At 54.4% G+C, this 12797-nt stretch carries 14 protein-coding genes; 5 read left to right on the top strand and 9 right to left on the bottom strand.

From position 1 onward, the window contains the following. Positions 1-110 precede the first annotated feature (110 nt). Together B2T33_RS08715 and B2T33_RS08710 are read right to left on the bottom strand one after the other, a co-directional pair. On the bottom strand, positions 111-1064 hold the full coding sequence (locus B2T33_RS08715; protein ID WP_286791702.1) for a hypothetical protein: 954 nt from the start codon (positions 1062-1064) through the stop codon (positions 111-113). Between the two features lie 183 nt (positions 1065-1247). Next, on the bottom strand, positions 1248-2144 hold the full coding sequence (locus B2T33_RS08710) for a branched-chain amino acid aminotransferase (protein ID WP_008889455.1): 897 nt from the start codon (positions 2142-2144) through the stop codon (positions 1248-1250). A gap of 113 nt (positions 2145-2257) precedes the next feature. On the opposite strand from B2T33_RS08710, the gene B2T33_RS08705 reads away from it, so the two are divergent. The 3 genes from B2T33_RS08705 to B2T33_RS08695 all read left to right on the top strand — a co-directional run bounded on the left by B2T33_RS08705 (position 2258) and on the right by B2T33_RS08695 (position 4986). Beyond that, the gene (locus B2T33_RS08705) at positions 2258-2773 is read left to right on the top strand and encodes a MarR family winged helix-turn-helix transcriptional regulator (RefSeq protein ID WP_008889456.1); all 516 of its coding nucleotides are present in this window, start codon (positions 2258-2260) and stop codon (positions 2771-2773) included. Positions 2774-2877: 104 nt separating this feature from the next. Next, positions 2878-3606 (top strand): response regulator, encoded by a 729-nt coding sequence (locus tag B2T33_RS08700; RefSeq protein ID WP_286791701.1) that lies wholly within the window; start codon positions 2878-2880, stop codon positions 3604-3606. A gap of 45 nt (positions 3607-3651) precedes the next feature. Then, the gene (locus B2T33_RS08695; protein ID WP_286791700.1) at positions 3652-4986 is read left to right on the top strand and encodes an ATP-binding protein; all 1335 of its coding nucleotides are present in this window, start codon (positions 3652-3654) and stop codon (positions 4984-4986) included. A 70-nt stretch (positions 4987-5056) separates the two neighbouring features. On the opposite strand, the gene B2T33_RS08690 is transcribed toward B2T33_RS08695, so the two are convergent. Continuing rightward, positions 5057-5752: a nitroreductase family protein gene (locus B2T33_RS08690; protein WP_286791699.1), complete on the bottom strand. Its 696-nt coding sequence runs from the start codon at positions 5750-5752 to the stop codon at positions 5057-5059. A 433-nt stretch (positions 5753-6185) separates the two neighbouring features. On the opposite strand from B2T33_RS08690, the gene B2T33_RS08685 reads away from it, so the two are divergent. Then, positions 6186-6962 carry a ferredoxin--NADP reductase gene (locus tag B2T33_RS08685; protein ID WP_063088712.1) on the top strand — a complete coding sequence of 259 codons (777 nt, stop codon included), beginning with the start codon at positions 6186-6188 and terminating at the stop codon, positions 6960-6962. 211 nt (positions 6963-7173) lie between these two features. Beyond that, positions 7174-8526 (top strand): PAS domain S-box protein, encoded by a 1353-nt coding sequence (locus B2T33_RS08680; RefSeq protein WP_286791698.1) that lies wholly within the window; start codon positions 7174-7176, stop codon positions 8524-8526. Between the two features lie 89 nt (positions 8527-8615). Here the strand turns inward: B2T33_RS08680 and B2T33_RS08675 are convergent, their stop codons facing one another. From B2T33_RS08675 to B2T33_RS08650, 6 genes are all read right to left on the bottom strand, one after another. After that, positions 8616-8963 (bottom strand): tRNA-binding protein, encoded by a 348-nt coding sequence (locus B2T33_RS08675; protein ID WP_063088715.1) that lies wholly within the window; start codon positions 8961-8963, stop codon positions 8616-8618. Positions 8964-9153: 190 nt separating this feature from the next. After that, the gene (locus B2T33_RS08670) at positions 9154-9606 is read right to left on the bottom strand and encodes a phasin family protein (protein ID WP_063088716.1); all 453 of its coding nucleotides are present in this window, start codon (positions 9604-9606) and stop codon (positions 9154-9156) included. 197 nt (positions 9607-9803) lie between these two features. Beyond that, positions 9804-10520, bottom strand: coding sequence for a TetR family transcriptional regulator (locus B2T33_RS08665; RefSeq protein WP_286791697.1), 717 nt, complete (start codon positions 10518-10520; stop codon positions 9804-9806). Positions 10521-10561: 41 nt separating this feature from the next. Further along, entirely contained in the window at positions 10562-11377 is an 816-nt protein-coding gene (gene proC / locus B2T33_RS08660) for a pyrroline-5-carboxylate reductase (protein WP_286791696.1), read from the bottom strand. A gap of 233 nt (positions 11378-11610) precedes the next feature. Then, positions 11611-12117, bottom strand: coding sequence for a YbjN domain-containing protein (locus B2T33_RS08655; RefSeq protein WP_120224348.1), 507 nt, complete (start codon positions 12115-12117; stop codon positions 11611-11613). 246 nt (positions 12118-12363) lie between these two features. After that, the gene (locus tag B2T33_RS08650; RefSeq protein WP_064787372.1) at positions 12364-12690 is read right to left on the bottom strand and encodes an accessory factor UbiK family protein; all 327 of its coding nucleotides are present in this window, start codon (positions 12688-12690) and stop codon (positions 12364-12366) included. Positions 12691-12797: the final 107 nt, after the last annotated feature.

Genomic DNA, 12797 nt, shown 5'->3' with positions numbered 1-12797 from the left:
TCTGGCGGCGGGGCAAAGGGCGGCAATCCCGCGTATCCGTCTGAAAAACAAGCGATTTATAATCCTCATACTTAAGGATTGCGGCGTGTTTGCTGCCGGGGCGGGGCCGCTCAGTTTGACGGGACGGTTTTATGGTGCGCGACCTGATCTTCCGTCGGGTTCAGGATGCGCCAATCACGGACCTGTTCATTGATGATGCCGCTATTTGTCAGGCACTGATGAATGAACCCGTTGGCGTGCAGGGCATCGATCCCGGTATTGAGCGCCGCAACAATCTTTTCCGCATTCGGCAATGCGCGCGAAATCATGAAATGCTGGCTGGCGGGCAGGATCACCTTGACGCCGGGCATCGGGTATAACCGTATCCCGTCACTGCTGCGCACCATGCCGGGTCCGCTTGAAAATTCCAGCAAGGTAAAGTCGGCCCGACCGGCATTGATCAGCGCATAGATCTGTTGCTTGGTCGCCGCACTGGTCAGGCTTGCAGGGGCCAGACTTTCAAGCACTTCCCAATCCAGTCGCCAGGTGCGAATGGACACCGCACTCATGTGATGCACATCGGAAACGGGTGTATCACTGCTAAGTGCGAAGGTATCCTGACTGACATAAATGCCTTTCTCAACCTCGCCTCGGCGCAGGATCGGCAGCGATTTCAAGACTTCAGGATCCGCATCGATATTAAAATCCCAGTCTGACTTGATATCGGCAAAGCCTTCGCTGACCATCTTGCGGCTGCGTTCGGAATTGGGCGATGGCACGACCTGTACCCTGGCGGCAAGCCCCCCGGCATTCAGCGCTTCCTGCAAGATGGAATACATCACCAGCGACGCACTGTCGGGGCGATTGGCAAGGCAGGACCGGCAGTCCGGATTGCTGTCATTCTGGCAGGAAAAAACCGTATCAAACTCGCTTTCGCGCACCGGAAAGCGGATGTCGATGGTTTCTGTGGCGTCTGCGCTGATGCTGCCGAAATCGGCAAATGAGTAAAGCGCAGCAATCAGGGCAACAAGCATGCCGGTTCTGGTTCTGTCTGCTGGCCTGTTGGCACCAGTCTGGGGGCTCATGCGGTGGTCCGGTCACGATGTTTTGGTGGTGATTGCCACAATGTGAGGACGCGCACACCCGATTACATCCTTTGCCGGGTAAAATTTTGTCATGCGACAAAATTCAATAAAAAACACCCCGGTGTGAAACATCCGGGGTGTTTTTCAAAAAATGTGAATAATCGATCTGATTATTCAAAAAAATCATTCAGCGGCGACAGCCGTATTTTCGCCGCGCACCAGCGCCATATAGTCTTCCATCATGGTCTTGCAGACCTGACCCGGGGTGAAGGTATATTGCCCGATTTCCGCCACCGGCGTGACCTCGGCCGCGGTGCCAGTCAGGAAGCATTCTTCAAAGCCTTCCATTTCCTCAGGCATGATCGCGCGCTCAATCACCTCATAGCCACGCGCCTTGGCAAGGCCAATGACAGTGCGCCGCGTAATGCCATCCAGGAAACAATCAGGCTTCGGCGTATGGATCTGACCATCCTTGATAAAGAACACATTGGCACCGGTCGCCTCGGCAACCTGACCACGGTAATCAAGCATCAGGGCATCGGCATAGCCTTTGCGCTCTGCCTCGTGCTTTGACAGGGTGCAGATCATGTAAAGACCGGCAGCCTTGGCGTTGGTCGGTGCGGTGTTCGGGGCCGGGCGGGCCCATTTCGACAGATCCAGACGAATGCCTTTCAGGCGTTCTTCCGGCTTGAAATAGCTTGGCCATTCCCAGCAGGCGATGGCGACATTGATGCGCGTGGTCTGGGCCGAAACGCCCATCATCTCGCTGCCGCGCCAGGCGATACGGCGGATATAGCCATCGGTAATGTCGTTGGCCGCCAGCGTTTCGATGACGGCATCATCGAGTTCAGCGGCGCTATAGGGGATTTTCATGTCCAGGATTTCGCCGGACTTGATCAGGCGTTCGCCATGTTCGGCCAGCTTGAAGACCTTGCCGTTATAGGAACGTTCGCCCTCAAAAACCGCACTCCCGTAATGGACAGCGTGGCTCAGCACATGCAAAGTGCTTTCACGCCATGGTTTAAGTTCACCATTATACCAGATATAACCATCACGGTTATCAAAGGTCGGAGCTGTCATTTGCCAAATTCCATTTCAAGAACGTTCCTGGACGTAACTTTATGTCCTTATTTGTCTGGTCGGGGTAACATTCATAGATTAATGTGTCAATATAACTGACATAACGGATAAGCATGGCAGATATCTCTACACGCAAGGTCAACCCTCTTTTCCTGAGGGAAGAAGAGCTTAGGCAAGGCATTGAATTGCTGTTCTATGCCTACCGTGATTTCACCGAGGTCGCGGACCAGATGCTTGCGCAATATAATTTTGGTCGCGCCCACCATCGGGTCATCTATTTCGTGAGCCGTAACCCCGGTATTACGGTCAGTGACCTGTTGTCGATTCTCAAGATCACCAAGCAGTCCTTGTCGCGCGTGCTGGGTCAATTGGTGCGCGAAGGTTTCATCGAACAAAAGACCGGTGTGCAGGACCGGCGCCAGCGTTTGCTGACCCTGACTGAAAAGGGTGAGGCGCTTGAGCGCGAATTGACCGAACAGCAGCGTGCCCTGATTGCGGCGGCCTATCGCGAGGCCGGGGCTGAATCGGTCGAGGGGTTCCGCAAGGTTATGATGGGCATGATGGATGAAAAGGACCGCAAGCGGTTCGAGGATGATGGCCCCGGTGGCCTGCGCCGCCGTGCCGGGTGAGGCGGGTGTGAGATCTGTCATAATTTTGACGTCGTCATGCTTACGCTTTTGAAAGACTTTGCAGCCAAATTGTTCTCCAGCGATCCTGAACCCAGGGAAATCCGATGACCGGTGCTGATCAGCCACATGTACTTGTGGTCGATGATGATGACCGTTTGCGTGACCTTCTTACCCGCTATCTGGGCGAGAACGGCTTTAACGTATCTGCCGCACGTGATGCTGCGAATGCGCGTGCCAGCCTTGCGGGATTGCAGTTTGATCTGATCGTGCTGGACGTTCTGATGCCCGGCGAAAAGGGTGTTGATCTGGCGCGCAGCCTGCGTGAAAGCGGATCAAAGGTTCCGATCCTGCTGCTTACCGCACTGTCCGAGACAGAAGACCGCATCGCAGGTCTTGAAGCCGGGGTGGATGATTATCTGGCCAAACCGTTTGAGCCGCGCGAACTGGTGCTTCGTATCGAGGCAATCCTGCGTCGCTATGGCGAGTTGCCCGAACCGGAGCATGCCGTATCGTCGGACCCATCTGACAATACGGCATCCTTTGGCACGTTCCGGTTTGATATGACACGCATGATCCTGCAACGTGGGGACGAGCATATCTATCTGACGACGGCTGAGCAGGCCTTGCTGGCAGCGCTTGTCAAACGACGCGGGCAGACCACATCGCGCGAGCAACTTCAGGGCATGATCAGCGGCAATGCCACTGATCCTAGCGCGTCGCGCAGCATTGATGTGCAGGTTACCCGCCTTAGGCGCAAATTCGAAGAAGACCCCAAGCAACCAAGATACTTGCAGACAGTACGTGGTCAGGGCTATGTCCTGTATACGGATTGAGGAACGCAAGATGAGCGACCATGAAAACGGACAGGGATAAGCAGCGTGGGTAGCGAACAGAACGGACGGATCAAGTCATTGATGCCGACGGGGCTTTTGGGCCGGTCGCTTCTGATCCTGATGACGCCGATGCTGCTGTTGCAGATCGTGACCGTGCTGATCTTCTTTGAACGGCACTGGGATACGGTTGCCCGGCAACTGAGTCGGGGGCTTGCCGGGGATGTTGTTTTCGTGATCGACTATCTTGGCCAGTATCCTGATCCGGACCATTACGAGTGGATTCAGAACACGGCACGCGCACGCATGGAGCTCGACCTTTTTTTCGAGCGTGACGCGATCCTTGAACGTCAGATTACTGAACCGCCGTTTGGATTGGTGTCCGAGGAATTGTATGTCGCCCTGGATGAACGCCTGCAGCGACCGTTCTTCTTTGACCTTGACATTGATGACCGCAAACTTGAAATCCGCGTCCAACTGAAAGACGGGGTGATGTCGATCATCGCCCCACGCAAGCGCCTGTATAACTCGACCACCTATATCTTCTTTATGTGGATCGCGGGGTCTGCCTTGATCCTGTATGGGGTGGCGGTGATCTTCATGCGCAATCAGGTCCGTCCGATCCGACGTCTGGCCAAGGCGGCTGATCAGTTCGGGCGCGGTGTTGATGTTGATAACTTCAAGCCCGAAGGAGCGGCTGAGGTGCGTATGGCGGCGACGTCGTTTATGTCGATGCGTGATCGCATCGGGCGGCATTTATCTCAGCGCACGGCCTTGCTTGCCGGGGTGTCGCATGATTTGCGTACGCCCTTGACCCGCATGAAGCTTGAACTTGCCATGCAGCAAAGTTCGCCCGGTGTTGATGCCCTGAAACAGGATGTCATCGACATGGAACGCATGGTCGATGCCTATCTGGCATTTGCGCGCGGCGAAGAGGGCGAAAAGGCGGTTCTGACCGATATTGGCAAGCTTCTGACCGATCAGGTTGGCGAGGCATTACGTGACGGGCAGCAGATTGATCTTCATATCGAAGACAGCCTGGAGATGGAGCTGCGCCCGCAATCGATGAAACGTTGTATTGCAAACATCATGTCCAATGCCGGGCGGTATGCGACAAACCTTTCGGTGCGCGCCGGGCGTCGCGGGCAGGATTACGAGATTGTCTTTGACGATGACGGACCGGGCATTCCGGCCGACAAACGCGAAGAGGTCTTCAAGCCGTTTTACCGTCTTGAAGAGTCGCGTAATCAGGCGACCGGCGGAGTTGGCCTTGGCATGACCATCGCACGTGACTCCGCACGTGGTCATGGCGGCGAGGTCTTGCTTGAAGATGCGCCGGGCGGTGGGCTTCGCGTGCGCCTGGTTCTGCCGATCGGGCATTAAGGTCTGCACATTAAATTGCAAAAGCCCCGCCATTGAACGGCGGGGCTTTTTGTTTCAGCGGTGCAGGTTATCAAAAGAAGGTCGCGATTTCCGAGAGGTCCTTTTTCTCGGTCGCGTGGGCGGGGATGGTGGCATCTGGTGCCGGGTAGCCTGTGACCAGCAGGATGTAGGGCTTGTTATGATCCGGGCGACCGCAGATATCGGTCAGGAAGCTCATCGGGTTTGGCGTGTGGGTCAGGGTGGCAAGGCCGGCGCGGTGCAGGGCGGCAATCAGGAACCCCGTGGCGATCGAAACCGATTCCGGTACGTAATAGTTTTTGCGAAGTTTGCCGTCGGCTGATGTGCTTTTGCGTTCACCAAAAATGCAGATCAGCCAGGGGGCGGTTTCCAGAAAGGGTTTGGCGTCATCTGTGCCTAGTGGTTTGAGGGCAGCGAGCCATTCTTCGCCAGCACGGCCTTCGTAGAACGCGCGTTCTTCTTCCTCTGCCGCCAGCCGGATTTTGCGTTTCATCGCCGGATCGCCGATTACCGAAAAATGCCAGGGTTGATGGTTGGCCCCGTTTGGTGCGGTGCCCGCAGCACGGATGCAGGTTTCAATAATGTCGCGTGGCACGGGGCGCTCAGAGAAATCGCGGACGGTATGGCGGGTTTTGATGTCGTCGTAAAATTCTTGCGCGCGGGTGCGCATTTCTTCCACGTCATATTCGCGATAGTCGGGGAGCGGAATGGGAATGAAATCTGTGGTCAGAGGCTTGTTCGACGACATGGCGCTTCCTGATTGTTTTTGTTTATGGATATAGCCTGATCTTATGAAGCGTTGATCTGTGCGACAAGGTCAAACGCCAACAGACACACAGACGTGAGAGACGAGCCATTACCCACCAACATCGCCCGCATTCATTGCGATGTGTCATTGCATCAGGTGGCCAGCGGGCTTATCAAATCGCACAGAGATCAATTGGCGTGAAACCAAATCGTTCTAGGGGCGGGTGGAACGCAAAAGGGTATTTCACACTAAATATACATAAAATTATGTAATTCACACAAAATGACAATAAATTTTGATTGTTTGCTTGCGATATACGCTTGATTGATGTTAAATCGCGGCAACTTGGCATGGAATGCGTGCCGGGATATATACTCCGTGTTTCCCGCCACGGTTCCACACTCAGACAGACGAAACGGATTGATGTAGCGTTATGGCCAGCAATTTAAACGAAGAAACCGTCACCTATGTCCACCACTGGACTGACACTCTCTTCACGTTCAAGACCACCCGTGATCCGGGCTTCCGATTCATCAATGGTCAGTTCGCCATGATCGGCCTCGAAGTTGATGGCAAGCCGCTTTTGCGCGCCTATTCGATGGTCAGTGCGAATTATGATGAAGAACTTGAATTCTTCTCGATCAAGGTGCCGAACGGTCCGCTGACATCACGTTTGCAGCACATCAAGGTTGGCGACAAGATCTTGGTCGGGCGCAAGCCGACCGGAACCCTGATCCATGACAACCTTTTGCCGGGCAAGAACCTGTGGCTGTTGTCGACCGGTACGGGCCTTGCGCCGTTCATGAGCGTGATCCGCGATTACGAGACCTACGAGCGCTATGAGAAGGTGATCCTGGTGCATGGTTGCCGCGAAGTCCGCGAGCTGGCCTATCAGGAATTCATTCACAGCGAACTGCCAAACAACGAATTCTTCGGCGAAGATGTTCAGAACAAGCTTCTGTATTATCCGACCGTCACCCGCGAAGAGTTCAAGCATCAGGGCCGTATCACCGAGCTGATGGAATCGGGCAAGCTTTATGACGACCTTGGTCTGGAAAAGCCGACACTTGAAAACGACCGTTTCATGCTGTGTGGCAACCCGCAGATGATTGCCGATACCCGCAAGATGCTTCTTGAGTGGGGTGGCAAGGAAGGCAACATGAACGAACCGGGCCACTTCGTCATCGAAAAGGCGTTTGTCGAGAAATAAGCATCCAGCCACATTTTGGCCGAAAGATCAGAAGGCAGCATCCGTCGGGTGCTGCCTTTTTTGTTTGGGCGAAATTCGGTAATTATACTATGTAATATACATTGGTATATATACCTCCCCAAATGGGGATGTCGCGTTGGTCATGACGCGGCGATACTCGGCGCATCAAACAGATGATGTTCAGAGTTGTTCCGAGAAGCCGGAGATGTCCATGAATTCGCTGACGTCCATCCCAGTTGAGCCTACCGATATCTTCCCGGGTGTGCCGGGTATGGTCGATGCATCCTTTTCCGTTGTCGAGTTCGACCTTACGGGCAAGGTCGTTCGTGCAAATGCCAATTTCCTGTCATTGACCGGGTATGACGAAGACGAGGTTCTTGGTCAGCACCATTCGATGTTCTTGTCTGACGATGTTGTCGATGCGCCGGAATATGGGCTTTGCTGGGTCGATTTGAAGGCCGGGAAAACCAAACGCGTCATTCTGCCGTGGGTCACCAAGACCGGTCAGCGCAAGTGGGTGGAAGAGAGCATTGGTCCGGTAAAAGATTGCACTGGCAATGTTGTTCGCATTCTCAGGCTTGGTGTTGATGTTACTGAACGCCACGAAAGCCTTGCGGATCTGCAGGGCAAGGTCGATGCAATCGAACATAGCCAGGCCGTGATTGAGTTCGACACCAAGGGCAACATCCTGACGGCCAACTACAACTTCCTTGTTGCTATGGGCTATTGCCTGTCTGAAGTCGTCGGCAAGCATCACAGCATGTTTGTAGATCGCGAATATGCTGCGGGTCCCGAATACCGCGCATTCTGGCGAGCGCTGGCAAAGGGCAAAAACCGGGCCTGCCAGTTCAAGCGTTTTGGCAAGGACGGTCGCGAGGTCTGGTTTGAAGCAAGCTATAGCCCGGTTTACGGTGCGGATGGAAAAGTTTGCAAGGTCGTGAAATTTGCGACCGACATCACCGATCAGGTTACCTCGTTGACCCGGTTGAAAACCACGCTTGAAGCCGGTTGTGACGCGGCAGATCAAAGCGTTGGCAGAATTGATCAAAGTTATGACGATGTGTCGGTTGCATGGCGCAAGGCGTATGCCCACCTCGAAGTCAGTACAATGGTTGGCGCACGGCTTGTCAGCAGTGTCGATGAAACAGCCGAGCGGATGACGGAAATGCGATCAGTTGCCGATCAGGCATTTGATCACGCCATCGAAAGTGATTGTGCGATTGCAGCCCTTGAAGAGGCGGTGGACGTTTTGCGCGATTGTGCCCGCGATGATGCAGCCATCATCAAACAGATCAACATTTTGGAAAAGTGCATCAGTGAAAACGCGCGCATTTCTTCGACCGTTCGAACCGACATCGATTTGATGCGCAGCCGGGTTGCCGTGGTGTCGCTTGCTGTTGCGGAGCAGGCCAACGTGACCAATCAGGTCAGCGGTGAGTTGTGCAGCGTCCAGACCGCCCTTGAATCTTCAGAACATGCGTTCAAGGAGATGGTCAAGGCATCCGAAGACGTTTCCGCAATTGTCGGGCAGACACGAGAAGCATCGGGCATTTTGGCACGCTAACCCTGCCGGGAGCGTGACACGAGCGGGAAAAGGGCGGGTATCGCAATGACGATATCCGTCCTTTTCTTTTGTGCCTAACGCAAGGGTCTCTAAAACAGGCGCGACCCGTTTGGCACGTCCTGATCCGGGCGGATCAGGACAATACCCTTATCGTCATCCCCGTCGGGAAAACCAAGGCAGAGGAATTCCGACATGAAAGGGCCGACCTGTTTTTTGGGGAAATTGACCACACCGGCAACCTGACGGCCGATCAGCTTTTCGGGTGTATAGTGTTTGGTGATCTGGGCCGATGTTTTCTTTGTCCCGATCTCGGGCCCGAAATCGACCCAGAGCTTGAGTGCTGGGCGGCGGGCCTCGGGAAATTCCTGGGCGTCGATCACGGTGCCGACCCGAATGTCGACCTTCAGGAAATCATCAAAACTGATTTCAGTGCTCATAGCTGTCTCCTTAATTTGGAGTCAGCTTAGTAAGATCGAATGTTTCTGGTAAGCCCAAACCATCAACGCGATATGAATTCCGGAGTTTGAGCAAAAACAGTCGTGAAAAAGAACACCGGGCACAAGAAAAATGGCAGGACCATAAGGCCCTGCCATCAAGTAGATTACGGGAATTTAACAGCCAAAGCTGTTATTTCGAAGCTGCGGTCTTTTCGATAGCAGCTTTGAATTCGTCAAGGGATTCGGTAAAGCGAGTCTGCAGAAGAGCAAGCGCTTCTTCCTGTGACTTGGTTACCAGACCTGACAGTTCCTTGGCATTTGCAAGGGCTTCTTCGTAAGCCGTTTTTGCAGCTTCGGTCTGTTTTGCAGCCGAAGCCATCGGGTCGTCAGCGGAAGTAGCAGCGAAATCTTTGCCCTGGGTCTGAACTTTATCCAGCAGCGTTTTGAAGATCTCACTCTGGCGCTGAGCGACAGCCTGGAAACCGTCGAAGGCCACCTTGTTGGCTTTGGTGAGGGCTTCCACGTTTTTACGCTGGAAAGCCATCATTTCGTTCACGTCTACACCCGGAACTTTGAAATCCGCAGTGTATTTGGTGAAGTCGAGATCAAAGAACGGATTGGTTGCCTTTTTTGCGGCGGTCATGGTTTGCACTCCATTAGTTTGCGACAGATATGCAATGAGGCGCTATTGTGCGCCGCACAAATTCAACTGCAATATGCCGGAATGATCGCCCGTCGTCAAGGATTATTTTGCACTGCACAAAAACTTATAGGTTATTGTTTTATGTCAAAATCATAACCTTGGGTGTATAGCGGGTTTTTGCGTTTCAGATCAGGGAATTAGCTGTTGGCCGTGGTTGACGTCGCCTGATCTGATGGTGCATCGGCAGGGCTGTTGTCACCCTTAGACGGTGATTTTTTGATCGAAAAATTCCGGCACCGTTTCCTTATTTTACCACAAATCGATGATGCTTTGCCAAGACCCTTTTCAACCTGACGGTCCCAATTGGCGGCCTTGGAAAGTTCGCGATCAAGGTAGGCCATGGTCGGGCCAAAATCGGTGCTGTCATCATCAAGCCAGTGTTTGAAGGTCTTGGCGTAAACCGCCGTCAAGCCCGCAACCCGCATGCTGCCATGCAGGCCGGCTGTTTGAAAACCGGCGGCCTCCAGCATCCAGCGCATGGCGCCAAAATGGGTCTTGATTGCGCGCAGCCCGTCGGCCGGGCCAAGGTCACCCCCGGCATTGATGATCGATCGAAGGGCCGGGCGGTAATCAGAGAGAATATCAAACCGCGCCATGATCACCGCGATCAGGCGGTCATGACCGGGTTCGTTGAAATCCTCAGAGTCGATATCGGCCAAAACTTCGCGGTCAACGCGTTTGACAAAGCGACGCAGTAGATCGCCCTTGCTGCTGCAATGGTCGTAGCATTCGGCAACCGAAACGCCGGCTTCGGTGGCGATATCAATCAGGGTGACATCATGCCAGTCCTTTTCTGCGGCCAGCTTCAGGGCCGCATCGATCAGGAGATTGGGGATATCCTTTTTGGGTGGCATGATGTTCTCCTTGGGTTGGGTGTCTTGGGTGACGGGCGGTGTTAGCCTGCCAGTTCCTTGGACCGGTCACGGGCGGCGGCAACTGCACGTGTCATCAAATCGGGCAGGCCGGTTTTCGCATCCATCAGAACATTGAGTGCGGCCGCCGTGGTACCGCCGGGGCTTGTGACATTTTCGCGAAGCGTTGCGGCACTTTCTTCGCTGGCATCAAGCAGGAAGCCCGCACCCACCACCGTCTGGCGGGCAAGGGTCATCGCCTGATCGGCCGGAAGGCCGGCAGCCTCGCCCGCCTGCGCCATGGCTTCGACCAGATGGAAGATATAGGCAGGCCCACTGCCCGACAGGCCGGTGACGGCATCCATCAGGCTTTCATCCTCGATCCAGGACACCATGCCGACGGCTTCAAGCAGGGTCTGGCACATGTCGCGCTGGGCGATGCTGACATTTTCGGTCGGGCACATCACGGTCATACCGCGCGACACCGCGGCGGGCGTGTTGGGCATGGCGCGTACGATGCGGGCATGTTCGCCAAGGTGGCTTGCGAAGAAGTCGATGGTTTTGCCTGCGGCGACGGACAAAAAGACCGTTTCGGCACGCACCAGCGGTTTATAGGCGTCGATCAGATCGGGCAGGACCTGTGGCTTGACGGCAAACAGCACAACCTGCGGGATGAAGTCTTCGCGTATGTGGTCTATATCGGGAACGCCATTGATGCCGTATTGCGCTTCAAGCTTTTCAGCCGTTTCGGTCTGTTCAACGATAAAGACGTTCGATGCCTGAAGGCCGCGGGCCAGCCAGCCTTCGAGCATGGCACTGCCCATCTTGCCACAGCCAACCAGCAAAAGACGCGTATTCATAAATTCTGCTCCGCTTTATCCATCGGGTTTGGTTGATCGTGGGGGATCAACGCACATGATGCAATGCCGTAGCGATCTTCTCAAGGTGGGTCAAGTCAGCGCAGAGGGCAAGAGGGGTATGATTGGCGTGTGGTCGGGATTATAGCGAGACAGGCGCAAAAAGCAGTCCTGAAACGACAAAGGACGGCAATGCTGCCGTCCTTTTCAATGCAAGCTTATCAGAGGTTTTCGTATTAAGCCTGACCAGCAGGTTCGAGCATCGCGTGCATCAAGGCTTCGTCCGGGGTTTTCCCCTGGCCAAGGACAAAGTTAAACGCCGGGAAGAAACGTTCGCATTCCGAAAGCGCGATATCAATCAGTTCTTCGAACTGTTCGACCATCGGAGGAACATCGCCACCAAACAGCAGGGTGTGGCGGAACAGCGGCATGTTTTCTTCCAGCCACAGACCGAAATGCCCGATCCAGAGTTGTTCGTTACATTTCGCAACCAGTTCGTAGATGCGCGGGCGCAGCGGTTCGGGCACGAACAGATCAAAGCAGCAAGCGATATGAAGTGCCTCGGCATCTTCACGCCAGGTGAAATAGACCAGATAGGTGCACCAGTGGGCCGGAATTTCGACCACAATCTCGTCCGAGCTGCGGCGTTCCAGATGCCACTGGTTGGTGCGGGCGATATCCTCGACCAGGATCAGCGGGTTTTCATCGCCGATGTCGCCGATATCTTCCATTTGGTCGTTCATTAATACCCAGCCTGTTCAAGCATGTGCGAAAGGGCGCGCACTATATGCCGGTGAACGCTTTGTTTCAACCGCTGCTGCGCGCAGGACAGCAATGAATATTCGGATCATTGTCACTCGGCCTGTTTGCCGGGTCTATCTGATCGACCGTCAAGCGGCCCTGCTTGTGACAGCAAATGTTGGCGCAGGCGCATAAAACGCCCGCGTCATTTCGCATATATGGGAGTTATATGGGGATGGTTGCCCCGATCAGGCGTCTTTTTTTGCCGCCGTTTTGGGGGCAGCCTTGGTCGTGCTGCGTTTGGCGGCCGGTTTCTTGGCGGGCTCAGCTGCATCAAGACGCTTTTCAAGATCGGCAATCTTGGCTTCGAGCGCATCAATGCGTTCAGCGGCACGAACAGCAACATCGTGCACGACGTCATATTCCTCGCGGGTGACCAGATCCATATTGAGGAGGATCTTTTCAAACTGCTGGCGGATCATGGCATCTACTTCGCCTTTGACACCGGTCATGGTGCCCAACGCGGAATTGGTGACACGGGTCAGGTCATCGAGAATGCGGTTGTTGATCTGCATAGTGGTCTCCGGCTTTTTGAATCTGTTGTTGGGCATAATATGGCGCATCATCGGCTCAGGGCAAGCCGCACGTCATGAAGCGGACGTGACGATAGCGTTATTTTGCA

The sequence above is a fragment of the Thalassospira sp. UBA4513 genome (genome assembly GCF_002388495.1).
In the GTDB taxonomy this organism is placed as follows: Bacteria; Pseudomonadota; Alphaproteobacteria; order Rhodospirillales; family Thalassospiraceae; genus Thalassospira; species Thalassospira tepidiphila.
Note: the sequence above shows the minus strand (reverse complement) of the source record. Positions and strands in the feature narration are given on the sequence as shown.